This window comes from Pseudomonas sp. SYWMCR5, assembly GCF_057197165.1.
Map to the genome: position 1 here is coordinate 710,406 of NZ_JBXUNH010000001.1, position 24,576 is coordinate 734,981.

The following is a 24,576-nucleotide window of genomic DNA, read 5'->3' on the forward strand; positions in this document are numbered from 1 at the left end:
GAATGTCCCTCCGGTTCAAAATTGTCGTAGAGGGTCTGCCAGACGCGCTTCATCAGCTCTTTGCCGTTCTTCCAGTACCCGGCGCACAGCCAGTTCCAGGTCGGTGGCGAGTTGGTCGTGTGCAACAGCGGCGCCTTGCAGCGTGATGGGGATGTTGGTGGTGAAGTTGAAGGGCTGGCCTGCCCCGCTGGTAATCACCGGTTGGGCCGGGGCTTGCGGCGGAGCATCTGGCAGGACGCTGGCTTGCGGCGGCACCGACAACTGCGCGGCTGGTATCTGCACCTCTACTGCGAGCTTGTCCATTACAGCTGAACGTCCAGACGCTGAGGCCTGCACCGCAACCTTCGGCAACCCCAGTACAGCAGCCGGCCTTGACGGCTTCTGAGGCGATCGAGGGAGCTCGACCTTTATGGCAGCGGGCGCAACGCTGGCACCAGGACTTTCGAATCTGGGAGAAGGCACGATACCGGGGACCAACGAAAGACCAGGAATCGCCGGAGGCCATGCACGAGGCTCAGCGATGGCGCCTGCAACCCGGTGCTTGGCCGCCGCACTTGGCGCCCTCCCCTCATCCACAGGACGTCTCAACAGATCCCTCACGAGAGCCTTGTCCATGCCGGCAGTGTCAGCAGTCGAACCCGGCTTCGGCCTAGTCAACATCGAAGGCCGCCGTTGCGATGAAACGCTTGCGGCGGTTGCGAACTGCGCCATAAGCCCCGCCGGCCGAAGAGGAGACGGCGGTCCTGACGACCTGGCACGCTCCGGGCTCTGCTCCTTTGCCGTCCCGCTCGCCTTGGCCGGCAGCCCGCGCCGTACCGGCTGCTCTGTGGAGGCAGGCTCTCGGTACTGGGTGGCCAAATATTTGCCTACCGCCGACCCAACCTGATCGCCCACAAAGTTGCCGACCGACATCCCTATCGTGGTACCGATCGGACCCAGCAACGATCCGGCGGCACCCAGGGCGCCACCAAGAATCAGGCCCCCTGCCGCGCCGCCATAACCGCTCCACTTTTCTTCACGGGTTTGCGCCGTGCCATAGGTATAGGCCGCCTTTGCACCAGCCTCGATGAACATCGAAGCAAGGGGTATTTTCAATGCCTTGAGGTTCTCTGCGACGCCCTTGGCGGTCCCAGCGACAGCCCCTGGGTTGGTGTAACGCCGCTTGAGTACCTCCCAGCTGGCATAACCCCCGCCCACCACCGCAGCAGTCGTAAGCGCGTCCCTGACTGAGCCAGACAGCGTCGAATAAGGATCCGCGTCAGGTTTCGACTGAGTCGATACCGGCGTTGATGGCGGTTTGTCCTTGGCTGTAGCCGATGCAGGGTTCGTGACCCGCTCGCCAGCCCAGGCGCCCAGCTTGTCGCCGGCCATACCGAAGGCAACGCCGCCCACCTCCGAGACCATCGTGCCCCAGCGCGGCACCGCCGCCCCCAAGGCCTTGCCGCCTATTGTGCCGACTGCCGACCCAACCGCACTGAGATAGCCCACTGCCTGCTCCTTCGCCGTGGTGGCGGTGGAAGCGGTGTGGAAGAGCTTCAACCCCAAATCCAACTTGGTTGCAGAGGCAGCCTCCTTGGCCGCAGCCCCTGCTCGGGTACGGGCAGTGGCTCGGCTCGGCGTGGGATCAGAAGAGGCTGACGAAACTGCTTCGCCCTCCCCCGACACCACCCCTTGTCGAGCTTCAGGTGCATCCGCGTTGATCCGGGGAGTTGAATCTGCGCGCGGCCGAGGCTGGGGGTACGCATGTACGATCTGAGCGGGCAACTCGAACGGGGGTGAGTTGGATGCGCGCCATCCCTGTTCAGCCAAGGGTAACGGCTGGTGCTCCAGTGCCGGAGTGAGTCCTTGCCAGTTCGACAGCTGTGGCACGACCGATGGATACGGGCCTGGTCGCCAGATATCCAGCGGTGATGAAAACGATTGCAGCGCCTTGCCGTAAGGCGCCCAATGATCGGTAAACCTGGCGCGATAGTCATCGAGCGCGCCAGGGAAAGCCGAGCCAGATGCGACGGCTTCCCCCAGGGCAATCCCTGATTTGTTCGCCATCCGTTAATCCTCTCAATCCGAAAGCCACCAGACCATGTCGCTGAACGACATGGTCATGATTTCGCTCGCGGAAAAGTTCAGCTCCTTGGCCAGCCGCCTTGCGGCGGCCTTCTGCCGGGTCGGGTCAAACCTCGTCGTCCTGCACCAGGCGAAAATACCCGGCCTGCAAGCGGCCGTAGTCCTTCAGGGTGAGGCCTTCGAGATCCTTGATGCCGACTTCGGCCAGCGAGGCGAAGAGGTTCAGCTCGCGCTGCTCGTCGTCGCTGGCGCCGCCGGCCTGGGCGTTGCGCATGTCACGCACCGTCGGGGCCCGCAACGTCAGGCTGTCGACCTGAACGCCATTGGCCTCGCTCGGACGCGACAAACGCACCGTGACGCGGTCGGCTGCAAGGTTCAGCCACTGGGGCTGACGGTTTTCCTGAGCCATGAGCACCTCCCTTACAGGCCCAGCGCAGTACGCTGCGCCGCCAGTTGGTCGACACCATCGATCACCCGCTTCATGCCCAGGGCATCGATCTCGTAGACCAGGCGACCATCAACCTCCAGCTTGTAGTAGCTGAGCGCGACGCTGTGCTTGATCTCGGCCTTGTCGCCGGATTTCCAGTCGCCCATGTCGATTTCCTTGAGCGAGCCGCGCAGGGTGACGATGACTGGATTGATCTGGCCCTTGAGGCCCTTGAAAGCGCCACGGAACGTGCCGTTGAAGGCCGTGCCGTCGGCCAGGCCGAAGAACTTCAGCGACTCGCGGCGCACGCCGGTGGTGGTGAAGGCCGCTTCCTGTTTCTCCATGCCCAGGTCCATCTCGACCGGCATGTCCATGCCACCGGGACGATGCTCCTCCATCTTCAGGGTCAGCTTGGGCAGGGTCAGGCTGGGTACATCGCCCTGGAAGCTCACACCGTCGACGAACAGGTTCAGGTTGGCCAGGGTTTCGGGAATCATTGCCATGTAGATGCGCTCCTTAAGCGGCGGAATCGAGGACTTCGGTCAGCCACTGGTTGGTGACTTCGACGCGGAAATTGGGGTTTTCGGCAGGCGGTACGTCGGTGAAGCGGATGTTCCAGTACACCTTGCCCTGCTCCAGTTGGCTGGCGGTGTTCAACTCCGGATCGGCGAAGACCTCGAAGTTGATGATCGCGCCCTGGTTCTTCAGGTCGCGCATGAAGGCCTGCAGGCCCTCGGTGACGTCCTTGACGTAGGTGGCGGTGATGGAGCGATCGACGGCCCACTTGTGGCCGTAGAGGATCGCGTCCATGACGATGTCCATGGTCCGCACGCGGGTGACGAAGGCCCACTTCGGATCGCTGGACAGGGTGCGGTTGCCCCACAGGCGGAAGCCGTCATCGCGAATGATGGTGGCGATGTTGGCGTTGTTCAGCAGGTTGGCGCGGCAGCTGTCGTCGCCATCGAGGAACTCCACCGGGCGGCTGGTGCCGGTGATACCGACGAACTCCTTGTTCGACGGCGAGGCCCAGAAGCCGTACTCGCGGTCGGTGAAGGCGAACAGGCCAGCGACCCAGGCCGAACCTGGCGCATCCTCGGTGGCCTCGGCGACGGTGTCGAAGTAGCGCACGCCCGGATCGACCAGGAAGGCGCGCTTGGCACCGAAGTTCTTGGCGTAGGCGAGCGCGGCTTCGTCAGTGGTGCCAGGGCCGTCGATGATGGCGATGCCGCGCAGCTTGTCGGCCAGTGCCACCAGCGCGGTGCCGACCGCCAGGGTGGCGCTGTGCTTGGGCGCGACCAGCAGGCGCGGCTGGGCGTTGAAACGGCTCTTGCCGTCGAGCAGTGCCTGCAGGCCGGTGCGCTTGCCGTCGGCGAGCACGTTGCCGATGATCGCCGCGGCCTGTTCGGCCGCCTCTTCGAGCTTGGCCACGCCGCAGGCGACGATGACCGCCTTGGCGCGGCTGTAGATGGCGCGGCAGGCCTTGGTGATCGCCGCATCGGCGCCGAAGGCGGCCACGGCTTCACGCTCGCTGGTGATGAGGACCAGGTCGTTGGCCTTGGCCGTGACACCGGCACCTTCGGTGAAGGTGTCGACCAGGCCGATGATCGAGGACGACGGCAGTGCGATGTTGCGGGCGCCGGTGTCTACGTTGGTTACGGTGACGCCGTGGAAGAATCCACTCATTCGGGTTATCTCCATGATTTCCAATAAAAAACCCCGCTGATGCGGGGTTAGGTGTGATGCAATGATTCAATTCGCCGAGGTCAGCTCACCGACTCAAGCCAGTCTGGGGAACGCGGCCGCTGGGCAGTTTGAGGGAATTGCGTAGAGGCGGGCCAGTTACGTAAGTACTGGCGGAAATTCAACAGCTCAGCATATTGCGCCGCCGACAGGGTCGAGGAGCCGTTTAACTCGAGTTCATCCCGATGGCGTGACATTAACCATTGGGTAGATGCCAGCACATGGTCTCGCCAGCTGCGCTCGATTTCCGCCAAGACCTCGATACTTGCCGCAGAGGCCGTGAACTGACCCTCAATGAATATCCAACCGGGCTGTACGTCCGAGTGGCAGCTATGCCAGTCCATCTCTGAATGAAAGCGACCTGTGGGGTCGATGGATGTAACCTCTTTAACTGTGCCTGCGTTTATAAGCGCCCACATAAATGATCCTGTTTAGTAGGTAATGATTACGCACCCATCGGCGCCTGATTGAGAGCGTTCTACAGTCCGACCAGCTCCACCCATACCCGGCTGAGTCGGCGTCGCAGCATCGGAGGCGGCATAGATGGACTCGCCACCACCACCCTGACCGCCCCATGCACCACTGTTGTATGGGTTACGCACGGGAGGAAAACCGTGTCCCAAAGAGGCATTGTAGTCCCCCCCGATTCCCATCCCCCGTCCTGCGCCATTGGAAATATCACCGCCCTCTCCGCCCGTGGCCGAGCAGAACGAGCCAAATGAAGAACTGCCCCCGTGGGCGCCTGTCTTGCCCACCTCGGTCACTGAAGTCCCTCCCATGCCGACCGTCACGGTTATCTGGCTGCCGGGAACTACAGTAAAGAGACCTTTGCTGATGCCACCGCCCCCGCCTCCGCCAGCCCCCGTACTCATCGAACCGAAGGCACCGCTGCCGCCGGCGCCCCAGACCTCGGCTAAGACTTTGGTCACGTTCGCAGGGACAGTCCACTGGAATACACCCGGAGCTCGGAAGACTACGCGGGCACGCAGAGGCAGATTCGTGTTGTTGACTGAGGCCATACCTCCAGAAACAACGCCGTAGATACCGTCACCCAGACAGACAATCACTAGTGGTGGATCTAGATGCGTGAGCGTCAGGGAAGGATAAGCGACGGCGCTAACCGCCAAATACCCACCCGTTCCCGATGGCGCCTTGATCGTCAGTGTGCCCTCCCCGGAGCCAACGGAGATGACAAACATGTCACCTCTTTGCAAACCGCTAGGCGGAAGAAAAATCGTTCCACTCCACGTACCGGACTTGGACATTGTCAAGTAACGTCCCGCGTGCTCGGGACCAAGCGTGACGCCGTCACCTACACCGACATTGGCCACAGGCATAGCCAATCCGGCATTTTTGACGAAATCGGTAGTCGCAATTCGCGTGCTGATATCGCCGCGGGCCGGAGTGGTCGACCTGGGTGCGCCCGTGAGAATCGGATCGGCGAGATTGGCTTTCAACGCCAGCGCTTGATCTATCTGAGCAATGGTGTAAACGTCGGTGAGGCCATAACCGGCAACCGTGGACGGATTATTAGCGGCAACTACGCGCCCGTATTTGTCTACACTGACGCTGCGATAGAGACCTGGCGCGACACCGGTACGACCGAACGCCATCTCATAATCCTGTGCATTGACGCCGACCGTGATCGGCCCATCGCTGATCAACTGCCAGCCACTGTCGCCGTTGACCGTGCCGCGCTCGACCAGCACCAGCAGGCCGGCGGTAAGCTTGGCGTCGGTGTCTGCATCGCGACTGCGGACCCAATTGCCCGCCGCAACCAAGTAGAGACCATTGTCCTTGGCATTGGTCTGGTTCTTCACCAGCACGCGCGCGCCCGCAGACAAGGTCACTCCATCAATGGACTGAATGCCGCTCAAAGCGATGTTGGTGGTGGTTGCCGCCAATACCGAATGCTTGAAATCCTGCCTGGCCAACTCCTCGCTGACCCACTCTCGGGTAGCCAGCACTACCGCAGGGTCAATCTTCAACTGCACATTACTGGCGCTGCTGACGATCAGGTTCATCCGCACCACCTGAGTACGGCCCGAGCCCTGGCTGAGCAGCGGCTTGTAGGTCGGAGCGCAATTGGCCACCGCGATCATGTCGCCGTCGGCGTCATATAGCGCGATCTCACGGATCCAGCGCCCGCCAACCTCGGCAGGGATCACCTGCTCGGCGACGATCACCGCGCTATTCTTGTCATCCACCTTGAGCTGGTTCAACGGCGCGCGGCGCCATTCGTTGATCAGGCTGGTCTGGGTGGCGTTGGGGGTCGGGTCGGTGCCGTTGGCGTCGCCCACGCCCATCTGGGTTATTTTCCACGGAATGCCCAAGGCATCCGCATTGGCCTGCTTCGCCGCGCCCACATTGGTGAGGATGGCGTAGAACTGAGAAGTCTGGTCAACCATGTGCAATGTCCAAGGTATCGATTGTGTGTTCTCGGCCGCCGCGCCCGATGACGCCATCGACGTCGATGTCACGCGGTGCCGGTGGGTAGATATCGAGCTCGTCGCCTTCCTGGAGCGCGCAGCCAAGATGGAAGGCACCGTTGCTTTCCAGGCTGATCACCATGCCGGTCATGTGCCGGCTGACGGGACGAGCGTCGTCGATCAGGGCCGACAGTTCGTTGTAGGTCTGCTCGCTGATGCCCGAGTTCTCGACGCCGATCTTCAGCGCAAAGGTCCCCGGCACCCCGGCAGGCTGCGCCTGCCACCACTCCTCCACCTCGATGAGGTAGCCGAACGGCTCGACCACCCGCCTGAGGGCGCCGAGGGTGCCTTTGTGGGCGTGGACGAAGAATGCTGAGCGGATCACCGAGCGCTTGACGGAGTCGCTCCAGCTGTCGTCCCAGCGATCCACCGACCAGGCCCAGGCCAGCTGGTAGAGCAGGTGCGCGGGGCAAGTGTCGGGGTTGTAGAGCTGGCGCAGGGTGACCTTGAGGTCTTCGTCGCCAGCCGTTTCGATGGCCCGCTCCAGCGGGGTGCGGTTGAGCGGCAGAAGGCTTCGCATGTCAGCCTCCGCGCTTGAGGTCGAAGCCTGTGCACCAGGCTGCCTGGGCCTTGCTCGGGCGGATGTCGGTCCAGTCGATCAGCTCGACGCGACTGACGCCGTCGATGTGCAACTGGGCGTCGATGCCAGAGCGGGCGACCTCGACACCCAGGCGGCGCCGCGGGTTGATCCAGGCCTGCAAACGACGCCGGCACTCGCTGAGGATGGCCTCGTACTCGGGGCCGTTGTCGGCCATGTGCAACACGGCATCGATCCGGTATGGCAGCACCTGGGCGCTGCGCACATTGACCCGGTCGGCAACCGGGCGGATGTCCTCGTCGTTGAGGTAGGCGTTGACCTCGTCAAGCAGCGCCTGGGGCGCGACACCGTCGTCATCGATGCTCAGCACCGTGACATCGACCACCGCCGGCGACGGGCTTTCGGCGGTCGCGTCGGCGACCCGTCCCGAGGCGTTGCGGGCGTGGAGGATGTAACTGTTGCGCGGGCCGGCGGTGGTCAGGCCTTCATAGACCAGTTGCACACGCTCGCGCAGGGCGTCGTCGGATTCGAGAATCGCCTCGATGGGCGGAACGGTGGTCGGGTCGGCAGCCTGGATCACCAGGCGCTGCAACGAAACGTTGGCCGCCAGTTGGTCAAGGTCGCGACCCTGGGCATAGGCGAGCAGCAAGGCCTTCGCAGCATCATTGATGCGTGCCCGGTTGAGCAGCTTTCGGTAGGCGCCGACCTCGAGCAGCTTGGTGACCGGATCGCTTTCCAACTGTGCCGTCCAGCCATCGCCCATATGTGCACGAAAGGTCTCGAGGTCGGCTTCGTACAGCGCTTCGAAATCCAGATCCTCGAGCAGTTGCGGGGCGGGCAGTTTGGACAGGTCTACCTGACTCATACGCTCACCTCCACCAGGGCGTCATCGCCCAGATAACGGCCGCTCAGGGCCAGGCTGACCTGGCCGTCCAGCACGGCCACGACCTTCACCCGCTCCAGTTGCAAGCGCGGCTCCCAGCGCCCAAGGGCGCGAGCGACCTCTGCCTGTACCGCACTCTTCCAGCCTTCGTTGACGGGCAGGTCGACATAGCGGCGCAACTGGCTGCCGTATTCCGGGCGCATGCGACGGCTGCCCAGTGGGGTGGTAAGGATGTCCTCGATGGATTGGCGCAGGTGAGCGATCCCGGCCAATGGCAGGCCGGTGCGACGGTCCAGGCCGATCATGACGCGTCTCCCGGAAAATCCCGGGCGCGTTGATGGGTATCCATTGCGTTCTCCTGGCATTAAAAATGCCCGCGATGGCGGGCTGGGTTCAGTGTTTGTGGTTGGGCGTGTTGCCGGCGGTATCGATGATCCGCCCGCCGCCGTTGATGTCGCCGCTGACAGTCAGCGGGCCGTTGACCGTGACCTTGCCGGTCAGGGTGATGCTCGAGGCCTCGAGTGTGATCGCGCCATCACTGACCACCAGGGTGCTGGCACCGACCTTGATGCGCGCGTTGCCGCTGGGTAGTTCGATGTCATAGCGCCGGGCCTGCCAGTCGTAGGTCAGCGAACCGCCGTCATCGAAGCGCCAGACCTCGGCATGCTCGCGGTTGTCTGGCGGGAGGCCGGCATTGCCATACAGCCCGGCAAAAAAAGTACCTTGCGCCGGTTCGCCACTGGGGCTGAGCAACACGCCCTGCTCACCCAGGCTGGGCGCCCGCCAGTGCCGGGCCTTGCCGGCCGCCTGGGCATGCCAGCGCACCCAGGCGCTGGTCCAGCCGCCACCGTCGGACACCCTGACCCGCGCAGCGGCCAAGTCCACCGCCACCACGCGGCAGGGAATCACCAGGGTGGCGAGAATGCGGTCATGCGTGGCACTGACATAGCTCATGCCAGGTCCTCCGGGGCGATGTACTGGCTTTCATTACCGGGCCCCGTGTCTGGACTGAAGCCCAGCCTGAGGCTGCCCGGCGGCTGGTCGGGCCAATGCCATTGCAGTTCGCCCAACAGCACTGGCTGGTCCCAGCGCACGCGCCAGCCAGCACCGGCGAAGAAAGCCCGTACGTTGCGGCTCGGCTCAACGAAGTCGAGCCCCCATAGCTGCTGGCGCAACAGGTCCATCAGTTGTGCAGCCAGCACGCTGCCCTGCAGGCGTGCCTCGGGGTTGGCGGCATCGGGGGTGATGTCCGCCTCGAAGGTGGTGACCAGCACCGAGCGTCCATCCCTGGGCGCAGCATCGGCAGTCATGCGCACGATGCCATGGCGCAAAGCCGGCAATGCCGGGGTATTTCCTGCTTCCGTATAGGCATCAACCGATGCCAGTTCCGGAATCGCCTCTCGAATCGTTGCGGTCAATGCCGCATGCAAGGTGGCCAGTTCGCTCATGTGCCGCACTCCTATCGTTCGTCCTTCAAACCAAGGCGCCTGGCTGCCCAGCGTTCATAGAGGCCGATGGCTACATCGGCCCCCGCCATGGCGGTCAGGCACCCGAAGGCGCTAGCGCTCCAGATCGACATGCCGCTGGCATACAGCAGCATCACTGTCGACACCCCACACACCATGCAAGCCCCCGAGCGCAGCGCCAGCCGCCGCAGCAGCGACCAACCTCGGGCGCCGGCCTTGTCGGCCCGCCACATCTCACCGGAAAGTCCTCCCAGCAATGCCAGGACGATCACCAGCCAGAGCGGCATCTCCAGCAACGCCTGTTGCTCGTTCGTCACTGTCCTGTCTCCTGTGTCATGGCCACCGACGAGTGCCGGTGGATCCCTTGCCGTGTAACGCGGCATTCCAAAAGGCCCGTCCGTGCAGGCCCTTCAGTAATGCGTTGTCGAACCGTCGGTCACATCTGGTGACACCGGCCGGTTCCGCTTCAAATTGGTGACTCCGACCGCGGCCCCCTGCCCGCCGGATAACTGATCGTGGTGCTTTACGCTGCACACCCGGGCCAGTTGCCAACCCTCTGAACAGTCAAGGCCTGTTCATCGCTGCCTGTGTAACAACCGGTTGCTGTCCGGCTTGAGATACAGGCTATGCACTGATGCATATGCAGTCAATGCATTTTTGAAAATATTTATGCATGAGGAGTTGCTTAAATGCATGAAGGCCTTGTCGGGTATGGCCTGTAGGGCTTTTCAGAGAGCCTAAAAATTTGTAGGCCCGGTATGGTTTGAGGCGGCGGGGGATGCAAGACGAGAGGCGGGGATACTTCGTATGCATGAAAAAACCCGCCGAAGCGGGTTTTTATCCAGCGGATTTGCGGGTCAGCGTGCGTACATGCCCCACCAGAAGACATGCCCGAGCAGGCTGATCTGCTCTTCCTGCATCTGCTGGAAACTGTAGTCTTCGTCGGGGTGTTCATCACGGTTGAAGCTGCGCAGGCGTATGCCGGTGGGCAGGCGATAGACCTGCTTCACCCGCAGCTGGCCATTGTGGTTGATGGCGTAGAGATCGCCATCGATGATATCGCCAATGGCACATTTGCCGGTGTTGACGCCGACCGTCGCGCCATCGCGCAGCACTGGCAGCATGCTGTTGCCGCGCACCGTGACGCACTTGGCCTGGTCGAACTGCACACCATTGTGGCGCAGGCTGCGCTTGCCGAAACGCAGGCGCGCGCGCTCGCTTTCCTCGATGACGAATCTTCCTGATCCTGCTGCCAATTCGACCTCTCGAAGAAATGGAACGGACACCTCGTCATCCTCGACGGGGGTTTCATCGTCCCACAGGCTGATGTCGCTCAGGTCCACATGACCATGCATGGGCTGCGCCTCGCGGGACTCCCCCAGCTCTATGCGGCCGCGCAACTGATCGGTGCTCACGCCGAAGTAATCGGCGATTCTGGAGACATGCTTGTCTGATGGATCGACAATTTTCTCGCTAAGGATCCGAGACAGGGTGGATTGCGGTACGCCCGTGCGCCGGTGCAGCTCCGTCGGGGACAGGCCGTGGCGATCGAGCAGTTCTCTGAGTACAGTGGCTACGTTGCGCTTTTGCATAAAATGCATATTGCTGCAGATCGATGGGAAATGCAAATGCATGCAACACACCCCGAACCTGCGATCATTCAGGGATACCCGTCACCGTATGCACTGCCCGCATCGCACAAGGCGGACGCGCGCCCTGGGGCTCGATCTGCTCGCACTTGCGCAGCAACGGCAACGCGTCGCTGAACTGGATTGCAGCGACCGTATCGGCATGCTGCTGCGACAGGAAACAGTGCTCGAAGCGGTAGGCCGCATACACATCGGCCTGCACCGGTTCATTGTCATAGACTTCGGCCACGATCTCGCGCAGCAACTGGCGGGTCGGCTCGTCCAGCCTGGCCGGTATCCCCAGCAGCAACTGCTCCCGCGGTGTCCCGCCAGCCCGTGCCTGGACCACATGCCGCGAAGCCTCTATCGAGGCCTGCATGCCCTGCGGAAACGGGCACTGTGCAGCCGCCATGAGCGGTAACGGCAGGCTCAAGCCTGCGACCATCAGATAAAACGCCACCCTTGGCATGGAATTCCTCGCGCGGTGTTCGGGGCTGCCCGGAAAATCGACCAATCATAGTGATGCCCTGCCCTTTGTGTCCTGCAGCAGGTAAAAAAAGCCTGTACCATTGCCGGTTTCGAAATTGCCACCAGACCACCTGTTTCAAGGCCCTGAATGTCTGATCTCTCCGCACACACCCCGATGATGCAGCAATACTGGAAGCTGAAAAACCAGCACCCAGACCAGCTGATGTTCTACCGCATGGGCGACTTCTACGAAATCTTCTACGAAGATGCGAAGAAAGCCGCGAAACTGCTGGACATCACCCTGACCGCGCGCGGTCAGTCGGCGGGCCAGTCGATCCCCATGTGCGGGATTCCGTTCCACTCGCTGGAAGGATACCTGGCCAAACTGGTCAAGCTCGGTGAGTCGGTGGTGATCTGCGAGCAGATCGGCGACCCGGCCACCAGCAAGGGCCCGGTCGAGCGCCAGGTGGTGCGTATCATCACGCCAGGTACGGTCAGCGACGAGGCGCTGCTCGACGAGCGCCGCGACAACCTGATCGCCGCCCTGCTGGGTGACGAACGCCTGTTCGGCCTCGCGGTGCTGGACATCACCAGCGGCAGCTTCACCGTGCAGGAGATCAAGGGCTGGGAAAACCTGCTCGCCGAACTCGAGCGTATCAACCCGGTGGAACTGCTGATTCCCGACGACTGGCCACAGGGCCTGCCAGCAGAGAAACGCCCTGGAGCGCGACGTCGGGCGCCGTGGGACTTCGATCGTGACTCGGCGCGCAAGAGCCTGTGCCAACAGTTCGCAACCCAGGACCTCAAGGGCTTCGGCTGCGACAAACTGACCCTGGCCATCGGCGCCGCCGGCTGCCTGCTGACCTACGCCAAGGAAACCCAGCGCACCAGCCTGCCGCACCTGCGCAGCCTGCGCCATGAGCGCATGGACGACACGGTGATTCTCGACGGCGCGAGCCGTCGCAACCTCGAGCTGGACATCAACCTGGCCGGCGGCCGCGACAATACGCTGCAGTCAGTCATCGACCGCTGTCAGACTGCCATGGCCAGTCGCCTGCTGAGCCGCTGGCTGAACCGCCCGCTGCGCGACCTGAAAGTGCTGCAGGCACGTCAGGATTCGATTCGCTGCTTCCTCGACGGCTACCGTTTCGAGAAGCTGCAGCCGCAGCTCAAGGAAATCGGTGATATCGAGCGGATTCTCGCCCGCATCGGCCTGCGTAACGCTCGCCCACGTGATCTGGCGCGCCTGCGCGATGCCCTTGGCGCCCTGCCCGAACTGCAGAACGCCATGGCCGAGCTCGAAGCGCCCCACCTGGCCCGCCTGGCGGCCATCACCGGCACCTACCCGGAGCTGGCCAGCCTGCTGGAGCGAGCAATCATCGACAACCCACCTGCGGTGATCCGCGACGGTGGCGTGCTCAAGACCGGGTACGACAGCGAACTCGACGAACTGCTGGCCATGAGCGAGAACGCCGGTCAGTTCCTGATCGACCTCGAAGCCCGTGAAAAAGCCCGTACCGGGCTTGCCAACCTCAAGGTTGGCTACAACCGTGTGCACGGCTATTTCATCGAGTTGCCAACCAAACAGGCCGAGCAAGCGCCGGGCGACTACATCCGCCGCCAGACGCTCAAGGGCGCCGAGCGCTTCATCACGCCTGAACTCAAGGCGTTCGAAGACAAGGCTTTGTCGGCCAAGAGTCGCGCCCTGGCCCGGGAGAAAATGCTCTACGACGCGCTGCTCGAGACCTTGATCAGCCACCTTGCGCCGTTGCAGGACAGCGCTGCGGCCCTGGCCGAGCTGGACGTGCTGAGCAACCTCGCCGAGCGAGCCCTGACCTTGGACCTGAACTGCCCAAGCTTCGTCGACGAGCCGTGCCTGCGTATCGAGCAGGGCCGCCATCCGGTGGTCGAGCAGGTGCTGACCACGCCGTTCGTGGCCAACGACCTGGGCCTGGACAACAGCACCAGCATGCTGATCATTACCGGCCCGAACATGGGCGGTAAATCTACCTACATGCGCCAGACTGCATTGATCGTACTGATGGCGCATATCGGCAGCTTCGTGCCTGCAGCGCGCTGTGAGCTGTCGCTGGTGGACCGCATCTTCACCCGCATCGGTTCCAGCGACGACCTGGCCGGCGGCCGCTCGACCTTCATGGTAGAGATGAGCGAAACCGCGAACATCCTGCACAATGCCACCGATCGCAGCCTGGTGCTGATGGACGAGGTCGGCCGCGGCACCAGTACCTTCGACGGCCTGTCGCTGGCCTGGGCCGCCGCCGAACGTCTCGCACAGTTGCGCGCCTACACCCTGTTCGCCACCCACTACTTCGAGTTGACCGTACTGCCGGAGAGCGAGCCACTGGTGGCCAACGTGCACCTGAACGCCACCGAGCACAACGAGCGCATCGTGTTCCTGCACCATGTGCTGCCAGGCCCTGCCAGCCAGAGTTATGGCCTGGCGGTGGCGCAACTGGCGGGCGTGCCGTCGCAAGTCATCCTGCGCGCCCGTGAGCACCTCGGCCGCCTGGAAAAGGCCAGCCTGCCCCACGAGGCGCCGGTGACCAAGGCCAAGGGCGAACCGCAGGTGCCACACCAGAGCGACCTGTTCGCCAGCCTGCCACACCCGGCCATCGAGAAGCTGGGCAAGCTGGCGTTGGACGACATGACACCGCGTCAAGCTATCGAAATGCTATATCAACTGAAGAACCTGTTATAACGGCCAGCCGCGCAAGCTGGTAGAATCCGCCGCGGTTTGCCGGAGCTGCAGGTTATTAGCCTGGCCTGCAGCCAACGTGAACCGCGCTGCCCTGGAAGGAAGGGCACGCTGCCGTCGCCTGAGGAGAAAATTAGAAATGACCTTCGTCGTCACCGACAACTGCATCAAATGCAAGTACACCGACTGCGTGGAAGTCTGTCCGGTGGACTGCTTCTACGAAGGCCCGAACTTCCTGGTCATTCACCCGGACGAGTGCATCGACTGTGCGCTGTGCGAGCCTGAGTGCCCGGCACAGGCCATTTTCTCGGAGGACGAAGTGCCTGCGGGGATGGAGAACTTCCTCGAGCTCAACGCCGAGCTGGCTGAGATCTGGCCGAACATCACCGAGCGTAAGGATGCCCTGCCGGACGCTGAAGAGTGGGATGGCAAGCCAGGCAAGATCGCTGATCTGGAGCGCTGACCGCTGCAGTGACAAAAAAGGCCCGCAAGGGCCTTTTTTGTGCCTGGCATTCGGGCTCATGCAAGCCCGGGCGAGGAGAAATCGTAGGCAAAAAAAAGGGGCGGTTTGACCCGCCCACATTTTTTCCGTAGTCCCTGCTTGTCCCATTCATCATCCTGATGAATCGCATCCTGCGATGTCCTTGGCGATCATCCTTGAAAGCCTGTGCCAGTCCGTCGGCACACTTCAGATACTAGCGATTTCCCCAGCGGGAGCAACCTACGCACCTAACAAGATGCTACAGCAGACACACTTACAAACATCTAAAAAAATCAATAATTTCAATACGTTAAGAAAACATCATTACTGAAAAAGGCAATTGTTTACTCTTGTTGGTAGCGAAGGCTTACACCACGAGTAAGCGATCTCTTACACGCTAAGCAACAACGCTAGCAGGTTGAACTATTTCCCAGGCCATAAAAAATGCCCCGAGGTCGTCGGGGCATTCTGTATTGCGCATTCCGGCTTACTGGAACAGCGACTCGCTGGACAGGCCGTTCTTCTCCAGAATCTCACGCAGACGCTTGAGCCCTTCCACCTGAATTTGCCGTACCCGCTCACGGGTAAGGCCAATCTCCAAGCCAACATCCTCAAGCGTACTGCTCTCATGACCACGCAGGCCGAAGCGGCGAATCACCACCTCCCGCTGCTTGTCGGTCAGCTCGCCCAACCACTGGTCGATGCTCTGGGACAAGTCGTCGTCCTGCAGCAATTCACACGGATCGGTGGGGCGATCATCGGTAAGGGTGTCGAGCAGCGTCTTGTCCGAATCCGGGCCCAAGGATACGTCGACGGAGGAGACACGCTCGTTGAGCCCAAGCATGCGCTTGACCTCAGCTACCGGTTTTTCCAGCAGCCCGGCAATTTCTTCCGGGGACGGCTCATGGTCGAGCTTCTGGGTGAGCTCACGCGCGGCGCGCAGGTAGACGTTGAGCTCCTTGACCACGTGGATCGGCAGGCGAATGGTGCGGGTCTGGTTCATGATCGCCCGCTCGATGGTCTGGCGGATCCACCAGGTCGCATAGGTCGAGAAACGGAAGCCGCGCTCCGGGTCGAACTTCTCCACGGCACGAATCAGCCCCAGGTTGCCCTCCTCGATCAGATCGAGCAGCGACAGGCCACGATTGACGTAGCGGCGGGCGATCTTCACGACCAGGCGCAGGTTGCTCTCGATCATGCGTTTGCGGCCGGCCGGGTCGCCCTTCTGCGACAGGCGCGCGAAGTGCACTTCCTCTTCCGGGGAAAGCAGTGGCGAGAAACCGATTTCGTTAAGGTACAGCTGCGTGGCGTCGAGCGCACGGCTGTAGTCGATATACTTGTGTTGCTTGAGCGATGAGCCCGTTTTGGCCCTGGTCCGAACCGAAGGTACAGCAGGTTCGTCTGACACCACATCCGTTTCCAAAACGATACCTGTCTCCATCAGGAGGAGATCATCGTCGATGTCAAACTCCGGCACTTCTTTGCTGAGAGCCATTGTTATAGTCCTTTGCTGAGTTCGAACCTCAGACTCTAGCGTCGCCTGATTCCCTGGCAGCGCTAAAGCCTGTCCCCTTTACGTCTTCAGGAACAGGCTGGTGCAACAATCAACGGCGTGGCAGGAACTGGAGTGGGTCGACGGGTTTGCCCTGGCGGCGAATCTCGAAGTGCAGCTTCACCCGATCAGTGCCCGTAGACCCCATTTCTGCGATCGTCTGCCCTGCCTTGACCTGCTGCCCCTCCCGAACCATAAGCCTGCGGTTGTGGCCGTAGGCACTGACGTAGGTATCATTGTGCTTGATGATGATGAGTTCGCCGTAGCCCCTCAAGCCACTCCCGGCGTAAACCACCGCACCATCAGATGCAGCAAAAACAGGCTGTCCCAAATCTCCGGCGATATCAATGCCTTTATTCAAACTACCGTTTGAAGCGAATTTTCCAATCAACACGCCGTTCGCCGGCCAAGTCCAACCCCCGACCGCGCGCTCTGCGGCCGGCACCTGGATGACGGTCGGAGCGGTCGTGGCAGGGGGAGGCGTTGCCGACTTGTCGCTATTTGTTGCTGGCGCGGTCTGCGTACCAACCGGGCGGCGAATGACCGTGGTTCTGCTCGATGACGAGGGACCGGACGACACTACAGTGGTGGTGCCCCCAGCGCCGCTGCTGAAACGAATCGGCTGGCCTGGGCGGATGGTGTAGGGCGGCGCGATGCCATTGCGCGCGGCCAGCTCCTTGTAGTCCCAGCCGTAGCGGAAGGCGATGGAGAACAGGGTATCACCGGGTTTGACCACATACTGCCCCGAGGTCACGGTCGGACGCTTGGGAGCCGCGTTGTTGCGATCGACCACCCGAGCGCCACTGGAGCCGGTGCTGGAGCATCCCGCCAGCAAGGCTCCCATGGCCAGCGCAATCACCAGAAGCTTGAAACCCGACCGATCCTTGCGCTGCCGAATGATTGTGTGACCCACCCGCGCTCCCCTCATGGTGCCGAAATCTGGATATGACGATATGCAATATTGTTTCAATTATAACCGAGCCCGACCCGCTTGGGTGGCCCGTACGGGCTTGTCTATCTGGCGGGGTTCGCCTCACCCCGCCAGATAGACAAGCCCGTGGCGCGAGAATTCGCTATCAGCGCACATATTCCGTCGGCCCTCAGGCCAGCGGCCCGTTGAGCAGCGGCACGAAGCGTACGGCGCCCAGCACCCGGCGCGAGAAACCCTGCTCCTCACGAACGATCAGCAACAGTTGCTGTGCTTCGCCCGCCGCCCCTACCGGAATCACCATGCGTCCGCCGGGTGCCAACTGATCGAGCAAGGCCTGGGGGACTTCCGGCGCCACCGCGGTGACGATGATGCCATTGTAAGGCGCCAGCGCCGGCCAGCCTTCGCAACCGTCGCCCCAACGAAACACCACGTTACGCAGGTTGAGCTCGATCAGACGCTCCTTGGCACGATCCTGCAGCACCTTGATCCGCTCGACCGAAAACACACGCTCGACCAACTGCGCCAGGATGGCCGTCTGGTAACCAGAACCGGTGCCGATTTCCAGCACCTTGTCCAGCGGGCCGGCCTCCAGCAGCAGTTCGCTCATGTGCGCAACCATGAATGGCTGGGAAATCGTCTGGTTATGGCCGATCGGCAGCGCAGTATCTTCATACGCCCGATGGGCCAGGGCTTCATCGACGAACAGGTGGCGAGGGGTGCGGCGAATGGTCTCGAGCACCTTGCTGTTCGACACGCCCTCTTCATACAAGCGTTGGATCAGGCGCTCCCGGGTACGCTGGGAGGTCATGCCGATGCCGCCACGGCGCTGCAGATCATCCTGTTCGCGCATCAAAGCAGCCCCTCCAGCCAGCCATCGAGGCGCTCGAAGGCATCGTTGAAGGTGCGATCCAGTTGCAGCGGCGTGATCGATACATAGCCTTGCATCACTGCATGGAAGTCAGTGCCCGGGCCGCCGTCCTCGGCGTCACCGGCCACAGCGATCCAGTACCCTTCCTTGCCACGCGGATTGACGACCTTGGTCGGTGCGGCCGCACGTGCCCGGTGCCCCAGGCGGGTGAGGCGTATTCCGCGGATATGCTCCAGCGGCAGGTTGGGGATGTTGACGTTGAGCACGGTACGCGCCGGCAGTTCCAGACGCGACTGCGCCTCGACGAGGCGCCGGGCGATATGGGCGGCGGTCGGCAGGTTGTCCGGCAGGCGCGACAGCAATGAGAACGCCAGCGAAGTACCGCCGAGAAAGCGGCCTTCCAATGCAGCGGCGACCGTGCCGGAGTACAGCACGTCGTCACCCAGGTTGGCGCCCAGGTTGATTCCGGAGACGACCATATCGGGCGTTTCCGGCAACAGGCCGTTGAGCCCCAGGTGCACGCAATCGGTGGGCGTGCCGTTGAGGCTGATGAAACCGTTGGCCAGCACCTGCGGGTGCAGGGGCCGGTCGAGCGTCAGCGAACTGCTGGCGCCGCTCTTGTCTTGATCCGGGGCGATCACCACGCACTTGGCATAGTCCTGCAGCGCACCGTGAAGCGCAGCGAGGCCGGGGGCGGTAACACCGTCGTCGTTGGAAATCAGAATACGCATGGGCTTTCCGTCTGCCCTGCCGGCACCAGATCCACAAGTTCGCGCACCACCACGGTGGCGAAGCATCCGGCCGGAAGGACGAATTCCAGTTGCAGGATATCAGGCTCGGGATAATGCCACGTCAGCCGCCCAATAGGGAGCCGCAGGATGCGCCGTTCGTGATCCAGTCCTGCCCTGCCCAGCCATTGGCAGAGTGCAGGATGGCGTTCGCCGACCGCCGTTTCCAGCGCCGCGGTCCCGCCCGCGCTCGACGGAAGGCCCGCGCCCCACATGGGGCCGGTGGGATGGAGGTCGAGAATTGTCAGTCGAGGATCGGAGCATTCCTGCTCGCCAGCCGGAAAGAAGCTACGGCTATCCGTGAAGGCCAGAAGATCGCCAACCTGCGCCTGGTTCCAGCTTCCGTCAGCCACTCGCGCGGCCAGTACCTGGTTGAACAGGTAGCTGCGCCCCGCAGACAGCAGCCGCGAACGCACATTGCGCTGCTCCGGCAGTGCCTCTCGGGCCGCCCAGTCGAGCGCATCGTGCACGTTCCCGCCGGCATGGCCGAAGCGCTGGGCACCGAAATAGTTCGGTACGCCCTGCACCTTGAGCTGTTCCAGACGGGCGTCCAGCGCCTGGTGATCGGCGCTCAGGCCCGTCAGTCGCAGGGTGAAGCCATTGGCCGAATGTGCGCCACGCTGCAGCTTGCGCTGGTGACGCACCTGTTTGAGCACGCGCAGGCTGTCGTCTTCGGCACGGGACAGGTCAGGATCGGCCTTGCCTGGCAGGTGCAGGCTGAACCACTGCCGGGTCAGGGCCTGACGGTCCTTCAGGCCGGCATAACTGATAGCACGAACCGGCACACCGGCCGCGCGCGCCAGGCGTCGGGCAGCTTCCTCGGTGTTCAGGTCGCGCTTCTCGACCCACAGCCACAGGTGTTCGCCTTGACCGGACAGGGGGATGTCGAGCACTTCATCGACCTGAAAATCATCGGCGACGGCCTTGAGCACGGCGCGGCCAAGGGCCTCGCCGCTGGCGCGCGGGCCCAACAGTTCCAGTTCGGTCATGCTGGCAGCAGCAGGGCGACCGCATGCACGGCGATGCCCTCCTCCCGACCAGTGAAGCCGAGCTTCTCCTCGGTGGTCGCCTTGACGTTGACCTGGTCGAGCTCGACCTGCAGGTCCTCGGCGATGAAACGACGCATGGTGTCGATGTGCGGCGCCATCTTCGGGGCCTGGGCGACGATGGTGGCGTCGACGTTGCCCACCTTCCAGCCCTTGGCCTGCACGACGGCCACCACATGACGCAGTAGCACGCGGCTGTCGGCGCCCTTGAACTGTGGATCGGTGTCAGGGAAATGCTTGCCGATATCGCCCAGCGCTGCTGCGCCAAGCAAGGCATCGCTCAGGGCGTGCAGCAGCACATCACCATCGGAATGGGCCAGCAGGCCGTATTTGTGGGGAATACGCACCCCGCCCAAGGTAATGAAATCACCGTCGGCGAAACGGTGCACATCGTAGCCGTGGCCAATACGCATAGAAAAACGCCCTGATTGAGTCAGGGCGTGATTCTACCTGCTTTGGCCGCTATTGGGGCCGCTCCTGCAACACTACACCCGCCCCAGCGCCACCGCGTGATGGCGCAGGTGCTCATCGATGAAGCTGGCAATGAAGTAGTAGCTATGATCATACCCTGGCTGCAACCTCAGGGTCAGTTCATGCCCACCTTTGCGCGCCGCCTGCTCCAACGCCGCAGGCTTGAGCTGCTTGTCGAGGAAGTCGTCGCGATCGCCCTGGTCGACCAGCAGCGGCGGACACTGGCCAGCCGGGGTTTCGGCCAGCAGCACGCTGGCATCCCACTCACGCCAGCGCGCGCGGTCCTCACCCAGGTAGCGGGAGAAGGCTTTTTCACCCCACGGGCAATCCATCGGGTTGCTGATCGGCGAGAACGCAGACACCGATCGATAGCGCCCCGGGTTGCGCAGGGCACAGACCAGCGCCCCATGCCCGCCCATCGAATGACCACTGATACTACGCTGATCGGACGCAGGGAAATGCGCCTCGATCAGCGCCGGTAGCTCCTGCACCACGTAGTCGTGCATGCGGTAATGCTGGGCCCAGGGCTGCTGGGTGGCGTTGAGGTAGAAGCCAGCGCCGAGCCCGAAATCCCAGGCGCCGTCCGGGTCCCCGGGCACCTGCTCGCCACGCGGGCTGGTGTCGGGCGCGACGATGATCAGGCCAAGCTCGGCGGCCAGGCGCTGGGCGCCGGCCTTCTGCATGAAGTTCTCGTCGGTGCAGGTCAGGCCGCTGAGCCAGTACAGCACCGGCAGTTTCTCGCCCTGCTCGGCTTGCGGTGGCAGGTAGACAGCGAACACCATGTCGCAGCCGAGCACCTTGGAGTGATGCTTGTAGCGCTTGTGCCAGCCGCCGAAGCTCTTCTGGCAGGAGATGTTGTCCAGGCTCATGGCAGACCTCAGAAGTGGATCACGCTGCGGATGCTTTTGCCTTCATGCATCAGATCGAAGGCCTTGTTGATGTCCTCCAGCCCCATGGTGTGGGTGATGAAGGTGTCCAGCGGGATCTCGCCCTTCTCGGACATTTCCACGTAGCTTGGCAGCTCGCTGCGGCCACGCACGCCGCCGAAGGCCGAACCGCGCCAGACCCGGCCGGTGACCAACTGGAACGGACGGGTGGCGATTTCCTGGCCGGCGCCGGCCACACCGATGATCACCGACTCACCCCAGCCCTTGTGGCAGCACTCGAGCGCCGCACGCATCAGTTGGACATTGCCGATGCACTCGAAGGAGAAGTCCACGCCGCCATCGGTGAGGTCGACGATCACTTCCTGGATCGGGCGATCGTAGTCCTTCGGGTTGATGCAGTCGGTAGCCCCCAACTGGCGGGCGATCTCGAACTTTGCCGGGTTGATGTCGATGGCGATGATACGCGAGGCCTTGGCCTTCACCGCGCCGATCACCGCCGACAGACCAATACCGCCCAGGCCGAAAATGGCCACGGTGTCACCCGGTTTGACCTTGGCGGTGTTGAGTACCGCACCGATACCGGTGGTCACGCCGCAACCAAGCAGGCAGACCTTCTCCAGCGGCGCTTCCTTCTGGATCTTGGCCACGGAGATTTCCGGCAGGACGGTGTACTCGGAGAAGGTCGAAGTGCCCATGTAGTGGAACAACTGCTGCCCTTTGTAGCTGAAGCGCGTGGTGCCGTCAGGCATCAGACCCTTGCCCTGGGTGGCGCGGATGGCCTGGCACAGGTTGGTCTTGCCCGACAGGCAGAACTTGCACTTGCCGCATTCCGGGGTGTACAGCGGGATCACATGATCACCAACGGCCAGCGAAGTGACCCCCTCACCCACCGCCTCGACGATTGCCCCTCCCTCGTGACCGAGGATCGACGGGAAGATACCTTCCGGGTCCGCACCGGAGAGGGTGTAGGCATCGGTGTGGCAGACACCGCTGGCGACCACGCGCAGCAGTACCTCGCCCGCCTTGGGCATGGCCACGTCCACTTCGACGATTTCCAGGGGTTTCTTGGCCTCGAAGGCAACAGCGGCGCGGGACTTGATCATGGTGGTCTCCAAGCTAGGTATCAGTTAAGGCCACCAGTGTAATTCATGCTTTTTTGATGAATAATCCGAGCAAATGCAAAACATTATTGCCATGAAGGGATAATCAATGAGCAGTCGCTGGGAAGGAATCGACGAGTTCGTCGCCGTCGCCGAGTCGGGCCAGTTCACTGCGGCCGCCGAACGGCTGGGGGTTTCCTCATCGCATGTCAGCCGCCAGATCGCTCGCCTGGAGGAACGCCTGCAAACCCGCCTGCTGTACCGCAGCACTCGGCGCGTGACCCTGAGTGAAGCCGGGCAGACCTTCCTGCAGCACTGCCAGCGCCTGCAGGATGGCCGCGAAGAAGCGCTGCGCGCGATGGGGGACCTGGCCAGCGAACCCAAGGGCCTGCTGCGCATGACGTGCGCGGTGGCCTACGGCGAGCGTTTCATCGTGCCACTGGTGACACGCTTCATGGCGTTGTATCCACAGTTGCGCGTCGAGGTGGAGCTGAGCAACCGCACCCTGGACCTGCTGCACGAGGGCATGGACCTGGCCATTCGCCTGGGACGCCTCCAGGATTCACGCCTGGTGGCCACGCGCCTCGCACCGCGGCGCATGTACCTGTGCGCATCGCCGGCTTATCTGGAGCGTTACGGCAGACCGCACAGCCTGTCGGAACTGGCGCGGCACAATTGCCTGGTGGGCAGCTCGGACCTGTGGGTGTTGCAGCAGGATGGCCGCGAAATCAGCCAACGGGTACAAGGCAACTGGCGCTGCAACAGCGGCCAGGCGGTACTCGACGCGGCGCTGCAAGGAATGGGGTTGTGCCAGTTGCCGGATTACTACGTGCTCGAGCATCTGCATGCCGGGGCACTGGTGCCGCTGCTGGAGGCGCACCAGCCGCCGAACACCGCGGTGTGGGCGCTGTATCCACAGCAGCGGCATCTTTCACCGAAGGTGCGGCGGTTGGTCGACTACCTGAAGGATGGGTTGGCAGGATTGCCGGAGTATCAGCAAGGCTGAAGCGCTGCGCTTCTGCCGATGGCCTCAGCGCCGCCCAGCCCAGCGCTGACGCAACCACTCCAGGTCTTCAGGCCGGGTCACCTTGATGTTGTCGCTACGCCCTTCGATCAGACGCGGCGCATGCCCGGCCCATTCGATGGCAGAGGACTCATCGGTCACCGCCACATCCGCCACAAGGCACTCGGCCAGTGCCCGGTGCAGCATGCCAAGCCGAAACATCTGCGGCGTGTAGGCCTGCCAAACAGTGCTGCGGTCCACCGTGGAGCTGACCCGGCCAGTCGCGTCGGCACGCTTGAGGGTATCGCGCGCAGGCACCGCCAGCAGCCCACCCACCGGATCGTCGGCCAGCTCCGACAGCAGTTTGTCCAGATCGCTACGCGCCAGGTTCGGCCGCGCAGCATCGTGCACCAGCACCCAGTCGTCGTCGACCGCCCCTTGGGCATGCAGCAGCAGCAAGGCATTCAGTACCGAATCGGCACGCTCGCGCCCACCCGCTGCACGCTGGATGCGCGGATCGCTCGCACAGCGCAAGCCAGGCCAGTAGGGATCGTCTTCGGCAACGCTGACCACCACGCCCTTGAGCGTGGGATGGTCGAGAAAACAGTCGAGGCTATGCTCGAGGATGGTCTGCCGGCCCAGTTGCAGATACTGCTTGGGGCGGTCGGCAGCCATGCGGGCACCAATGCCCGCGGCAGGAATCACGGCCCAGAAGGCCGGCTGTTCTTGGATCATTTCTGTGGCAACTGGTAGAGGGTTTCGCCCTCCTTGACCATTCCCAGTTCATGACGAGCCCGTTCTTCCACGGTCTCCATACCTTTCTTCAACTCCAGGACTTCAGCGTCGAGCACGCGATTGCGTTCCAGCAGCCGTTCGTTTTCGGCATGCTGGTCGGCGATCTGCTGTTGCAGCTCGGCCACTTGCGCCAGGCTGCCATTACCGACCCAGAGGCGATATTGCAGGCCTCCGAGCAACAACAGCAGGACGAGGAACAACCAATAGGGACTGCGCATGAAGATATCCAGGGTAA

General features: G+C 62.7%; 27 protein-coding genes. 3 read left to right on the top strand and 24 right to left on the bottom strand.

Annotated elements, in window-relative coordinates; all coding sequences use genetic code 11:
- Positions 1 to 15: 15 nt before the first annotated feature.
- The 14 genes from AC2CGW_RS03385 to AC2CGW_RS03450 form a co-directional block, all read right to left on the bottom strand.
- Complete coding sequence (locus AC2CGW_RS03385) at positions 16 to 2,046, bottom strand: hypothetical protein (protein ID WP_484573540.1); 2,031 nt, start codon at positions 2,044 to 2,046, stop codon at positions 16 to 18.
- 124 nt (positions 2,047 to 2,170) lie between these two features.
- Positions 2,171 to 2,473 (bottom strand): phage tail assembly protein, encoded by a 303-nt coding sequence (locus AC2CGW_RS03390; RefSeq protein WP_054891038.1) that lies wholly within the window; start codon positions 2,471 to 2,473, stop codon positions 2,171 to 2,173.
- 11 nt (positions 2,474 to 2,484) lie between these two features.
- Positions 2,485 to 2,994: a phage major tail tube protein gene (locus tag AC2CGW_RS03395; RefSeq protein ID WP_065862264.1), complete on the bottom strand. Its 510-nt coding sequence runs from the start codon at positions 2,992 to 2,994 to the stop codon at positions 2,485 to 2,487.
- Between the two features lie 13 nt (positions 2,995 to 3,007).
- Positions 3,008 to 4,174: a phage tail sheath subtilisin-like domain-containing protein gene (locus AC2CGW_RS03400; RefSeq protein ID WP_484573541.1), complete on the bottom strand. Its 1,167-nt coding sequence runs from the start codon at positions 4,172 to 4,174 to the stop codon at positions 3,008 to 3,010.
- Between the two features lie 80 nt (positions 4,175 to 4,254).
- Positions 4,255 to 4,650 carry a phage tail assembly chaperone gene (locus tag AC2CGW_RS03405; RefSeq protein ID WP_484573542.1) on the bottom strand — a complete coding sequence of 132 codons (396 nt, stop codon included), beginning with the start codon at positions 4,648 to 4,650 and terminating at the stop codon, positions 4,255 to 4,257.
- A gap of 12 nt (positions 4,651 to 4,662) precedes the next feature.
- Positions 4,663 to 6,639: a phage tail protein gene (locus AC2CGW_RS03410; RefSeq protein WP_186667209.1), complete on the bottom strand. Its 1,977-nt coding sequence runs from the start codon at positions 6,637 to 6,639 to the stop codon at positions 4,663 to 4,665.
- Positions 6,632 to 7,240 carry a phage tail protein I gene (locus AC2CGW_RS03415; RefSeq protein WP_484573543.1) on the bottom strand — a complete coding sequence of 203 codons (609 nt, stop codon included), beginning with the start codon at positions 7,238 to 7,240 and terminating at the stop codon, positions 6,632 to 6,634. Before AC2CGW_RS03415 ends, AC2CGW_RS03410 begins: the two co-directional genes overlap by 8 nt.
- 1 nt (position 7,241) lies before the next feature.
- Positions 7,242 to 8,123 carry a baseplate assembly protein gene (locus AC2CGW_RS03420; RefSeq protein ID WP_484573544.1) on the bottom strand — a complete coding sequence of 294 codons (882 nt, stop codon included), beginning with the start codon at positions 8,121 to 8,123 and terminating at the stop codon, positions 7,242 to 7,244.
- On the bottom strand, positions 8,120 to 8,446 hold the full coding sequence (locus tag AC2CGW_RS03425) for a GPW/gp25 family protein (protein WP_186667212.1): 327 nt from the start codon (positions 8,444 to 8,446) through the stop codon (positions 8,120 to 8,122). The genes AC2CGW_RS03420 and AC2CGW_RS03425 overlap by 4 nt, the downstream gene beginning before the upstream one ends.
- 88 nt (positions 8,447 to 8,534) lie before the next feature.
- Positions 8,535 to 9,095, bottom strand: a complete 561-nt coding sequence (locus AC2CGW_RS03430; RefSeq protein ID WP_484573545.1) for a phage baseplate assembly protein V — start codon at positions 9,093 to 9,095, stop codon at positions 8,535 to 8,537.
- On the bottom strand, positions 9,092 to 9,589 hold the full coding sequence (locus AC2CGW_RS03435) for a hypothetical protein (protein ID WP_186667214.1): 498 nt from the start codon (positions 9,587 to 9,589) through the stop codon (positions 9,092 to 9,094). Before AC2CGW_RS03435 ends, AC2CGW_RS03430 begins: the two co-directional genes overlap by 4 nt.
- A gap of 11 nt (positions 9,590 to 9,600) precedes the next feature.
- The gene (locus tag AC2CGW_RS03440) at positions 9,601 to 9,924 is read right to left on the bottom strand and encodes a phage holin family protein (RefSeq protein WP_054891048.1); all 324 of its coding nucleotides are present in this window, start codon (positions 9,922 to 9,924) and stop codon (positions 9,601 to 9,603) included.
- A gap of 540 nt (positions 9,925 to 10,464) precedes the next feature.
- Complete coding sequence (locus AC2CGW_RS03445) at positions 10,465 to 11,199, bottom strand: LexA family transcriptional regulator (protein ID WP_054891094.1); 735 nt, start codon at positions 11,197 to 11,199, stop codon at positions 10,465 to 10,467.
- Positions 11,200 to 11,263: 64 nt separating this feature from the next.
- A complete protein-coding gene (locus tag AC2CGW_RS03450; protein WP_484573546.1) occupies positions 11,264 to 11,704 on the bottom strand; it encodes a hypothetical protein in 441 nt (146 codons plus the stop codon).
- 147 nt (positions 11,705 to 11,851) lie between these two features.
- Here AC2CGW_RS03450 and mutS point away from each other — a divergent pair, with 147 nt between their 5' ends.
- Both mutS and fdxA read left to right on the top strand, forming a co-directional pair.
- Positions 11,852 to 14,422: a DNA mismatch repair protein MutS gene (gene mutS, locus AC2CGW_RS03455; protein WP_484573547.1), complete on the top strand. Its 2,571-nt coding sequence runs from the start codon at positions 11,852 to 11,854 to the stop codon at positions 14,420 to 14,422.
- 136 nt (positions 14,423 to 14,558) lie between these two features.
- Complete coding sequence (gene fdxA, locus AC2CGW_RS03460) at positions 14,559 to 14,882, top strand: ferredoxin FdxA (protein ID WP_012315871.1); 324 nt, start codon at positions 14,559 to 14,561, stop codon at positions 14,880 to 14,882.
- A gap of 505 nt (positions 14,883 to 15,387) precedes the next feature.
- Here the strand turns inward: fdxA and rpoS are convergent.
- From rpoS to AC2CGW_RS03500, 8 genes are all read right to left on the bottom strand, one after another.
- Positions 15,388 to 16,395, bottom strand: coding sequence for an RNA polymerase sigma factor RpoS (rpoS, locus tag AC2CGW_RS03465; RefSeq protein ID WP_054891052.1), 1,008 nt, complete (start codon positions 16,393 to 16,395; stop codon positions 15,388 to 15,390).
- A 109-nt stretch (positions 16,396 to 16,504) separates the two neighbouring features.
- Positions 16,505 to 17,365 carry a peptidoglycan DD-metalloendopeptidase family protein gene (locus AC2CGW_RS03470; protein WP_484573548.1) on the bottom strand — a complete coding sequence of 287 codons (861 nt, stop codon included), beginning with the start codon at positions 17,363 to 17,365 and terminating at the stop codon, positions 16,505 to 16,507.
- 187 nt (positions 17,366 to 17,552) lie between these two features.
- Entirely contained in the window at positions 17,553 to 18,191 is a 639-nt protein-coding gene (locus AC2CGW_RS03475) for a protein-L-isoaspartate(D-aspartate) O-methyltransferase (protein ID WP_186667345.1), read from the bottom strand.
- Between the two features lie 41 nt (positions 18,192 to 18,232).
- Positions 18,233 to 18,982, bottom strand: coding sequence for a 5'/3'-nucleotidase SurE (surE, locus tag AC2CGW_RS03480; protein ID WP_186667218.1), 750 nt, complete (start codon positions 18,980 to 18,982; stop codon positions 18,233 to 18,235).
- On the bottom strand, positions 18,970 to 20,028 hold the full coding sequence (gene truD / locus AC2CGW_RS03485; RefSeq protein ID WP_186709883.1) for a tRNA pseudouridine(13) synthase TruD: 1,059 nt from the start codon (positions 20,026 to 20,028) through the stop codon (positions 18,970 to 18,972). Before truD ends, surE begins: the two co-directional genes overlap by 13 nt.
- Positions 20,025 to 20,498, bottom strand: coding sequence for a 2-C-methyl-D-erythritol 2,4-cyclodiphosphate synthase (ispF, locus tag AC2CGW_RS03490; RefSeq protein WP_054891057.1), 474 nt, complete (start codon positions 20,496 to 20,498; stop codon positions 20,025 to 20,027). The genes truD and ispF overlap by 4 nt, the downstream gene beginning before the upstream one ends.
- Before the next feature lie 72 nt (positions 20,499 to 20,570).
- A complete protein-coding gene (gene fghA / locus AC2CGW_RS03495; RefSeq protein ID WP_186667221.1) occupies positions 20,571 to 21,425 on the bottom strand; it encodes an S-formylglutathione hydrolase in 855 nt (284 codons plus the stop codon).
- An 8-nt stretch (positions 21,426 to 21,433) separates the two neighbouring features.
- Positions 21,434 to 22,546, bottom strand: coding sequence for an S-(hydroxymethyl)glutathione dehydrogenase/class III alcohol dehydrogenase (locus AC2CGW_RS03500; RefSeq protein WP_009686067.1), 1,113 nt, complete (start codon positions 22,544 to 22,546; stop codon positions 21,434 to 21,436).
- 106 nt (positions 22,547 to 22,652) lie between these two features.
- On the opposite strand from AC2CGW_RS03500, the gene AC2CGW_RS03505 reads away from it, so the two are divergent.
- Positions 22,653 to 23,549, top strand: coding sequence for a LysR substrate-binding domain-containing protein (locus AC2CGW_RS03505; RefSeq protein ID WP_186667222.1), 897 nt, complete (start codon positions 22,653 to 22,655; stop codon positions 23,547 to 23,549).
- 24 nt (positions 23,550 to 23,573) lie between these two features.
- Here AC2CGW_RS03505 and ispD read toward each other — a convergent pair whose 3' ends face one another.
- Positions 23,574 to 24,281, bottom strand: coding sequence for a 2-C-methyl-D-erythritol 4-phosphate cytidylyltransferase (gene ispD / locus AC2CGW_RS03510; protein ID WP_484573549.1), 708 nt, complete (start codon positions 24,279 to 24,281; stop codon positions 23,574 to 23,576).
- Positions 24,278 to 24,559: a cell division protein FtsB gene (gene ftsB, locus AC2CGW_RS03515; protein WP_054891061.1), complete on the bottom strand. Its 282-nt coding sequence runs from the start codon at positions 24,557 to 24,559 to the stop codon at positions 24,278 to 24,280. The genes ispD and ftsB overlap by 4 nt, the downstream gene beginning before the upstream one ends.
- Positions 24,560 to 24,576: the final 17 nt, after the last annotated feature.

What these genes read in the sequence shown, in the direction of transcription:
- AC2CGW_RS03475 (WP_186667345.1), bottom strand. Translation starts at nt 18,191, where the DNA reads ATGACCTCCCAGCGTACCCGGGAGCGCCTGATCCAACGCTTGTATGAA.
- AC2CGW_RS03410 (WP_186667209.1), bottom strand. Translation starts at nt 6,639, where the DNA reads ATGGTTGACCAGACTTCTCAGTTCTACGCCATCCTCACCAATGTGGGC.
- ispD (WP_484573549.1), bottom strand. Translation starts at nt 24,281, where the DNA reads ATGATCCAAGAACAGCCGGCCTTCTGGGCCGTGATTCCTGCCGCGGGC.
- AC2CGW_RS03385 (WP_484573540.1), bottom strand. Translation starts at nt 2,046, where the DNA reads ATGGCGAACAAATCAGGGATTGCCCTGGGGGAAGCCGTCGCATCTGGC.
- AC2CGW_RS03420 (WP_484573544.1), bottom strand. Translation starts at nt 8,123, where the DNA reads ATGAGTCAGGTAGACCTGTCCAAACTGCCCGCCCCGCAACTGCTCGAG.
- AC2CGW_RS03425 (WP_186667212.1), bottom strand. Translation starts at nt 8,446, where the DNA reads ATGATCGGCCTGGACCGTCGCACCGGCCTGCCATTGGCCGGGATCGCT.
- AC2CGW_RS03435 (WP_186667214.1), bottom strand. Translation starts at nt 9,589, where the DNA reads ATGAGCGAACTGGCCACCTTGCATGCGGCATTGACCGCAACGATTCGA.
- AC2CGW_RS03405 (WP_484573542.1), bottom strand. Translation starts at nt 4,650, where the DNA reads ATGTGGGCGCTTATAAACGCAGGCACAGTTAAAGAGGTTACATCCATC.
- fghA (WP_186667221.1), bottom strand. Translation starts at nt 21,425, where the DNA reads ATGAGCCTGGACAACATCTCCTGCCAGAAGAGCTTCGGCGGCTGGCAC.
- rpoS (WP_054891052.1), bottom strand. Translation starts at nt 16,395, where the DNA reads ATGGCTCTCAGCAAAGAAGTGCCGGAGTTTGACATCGACGATGATCTC.
- fdxA (WP_012315871.1), top strand. Translation starts at nt 14,559, where the DNA reads ATGACCTTCGTCGTCACCGACAACTGCATCAAATGCAAGTACACCGAC.
- AC2CGW_RS03500 (WP_009686067.1), bottom strand. Translation starts at nt 22,546, where the DNA reads ATGATCAAGTCCCGCGCCGCTGTTGCCTTCGAGGCCAAGAAACCCCTG.
- AC2CGW_RS03415 (WP_484573543.1), bottom strand. Translation starts at nt 7,240, where the DNA reads ATGCGAAGCCTTCTGCCGCTCAACCGCACCCCGCTGGAGCGGGCCATC.
- mutS (WP_484573547.1), top strand. Translation starts at nt 11,852, where the DNA reads ATGTCTGATCTCTCCGCACACACCCCGATGATGCAGCAATACTGGAAG.
- AC2CGW_RS03390 (WP_054891038.1), bottom strand. Translation starts at nt 2,473, where the DNA reads ATGGCTCAGGAAAACCGTCAGCCCCAGTGGCTGAACCTTGCAGCCGAC.
- ispF (WP_054891057.1), bottom strand. Translation starts at nt 20,498, where the DNA reads ATGCGTATTGGCCACGGCTACGATGTGCACCGTTTCGCCGACGGTGAT.
- AC2CGW_RS03395 (WP_065862264.1), bottom strand. Translation starts at nt 2,994, where the DNA reads ATGGCAATGATTCCCGAAACCCTGGCCAACCTGAACCTGTTCGTCGAC.
- AC2CGW_RS03505 (WP_186667222.1), top strand. Translation starts at nt 22,653, where the DNA reads ATGAGCAGTCGCTGGGAAGGAATCGACGAGTTCGTCGCCGTCGCCGAG.
- AC2CGW_RS03445 (WP_054891094.1), bottom strand. Translation starts at nt 11,199, where the DNA reads ATGCAAAAGCGCAACGTAGCCACTGTACTCAGAGAACTGCTCGATCGC.
- AC2CGW_RS03400 (WP_484573541.1), bottom strand. Translation starts at nt 4,174, where the DNA reads ATGAGTGGATTCTTCCACGGCGTCACCGTAACCAACGTAGACACCGGC.
- AC2CGW_RS03450 (WP_484573546.1), bottom strand. Translation starts at nt 11,704, where the DNA reads ATGCCAAGGGTGGCGTTTTATCTGATGGTCGCAGGCTTGAGCCTGCCG.
- truD (WP_186709883.1), bottom strand. Translation starts at nt 20,028, where the DNA reads ATGACCGAACTGGAACTGTTGGGCCCGCGCGCCAGCGGCGAGGCCCTT.
- surE (WP_186667218.1), bottom strand. Translation starts at nt 18,982, where the DNA reads ATGCGTATTCTGATTTCCAACGACGACGGTGTTACCGCCCCCGGCCTC.
- ftsB (WP_054891061.1), bottom strand. Translation starts at nt 24,559, where the DNA reads ATGCGCAGTCCCTATTGGTTGTTCCTCGTCCTGCTGTTGTTGCTCGGA.
- AC2CGW_RS03430 (WP_484573545.1), bottom strand. Translation starts at nt 9,095, where the DNA reads ATGAGCTATGTCAGTGCCACGCATGACCGCATTCTCGCCACCCTGGTG.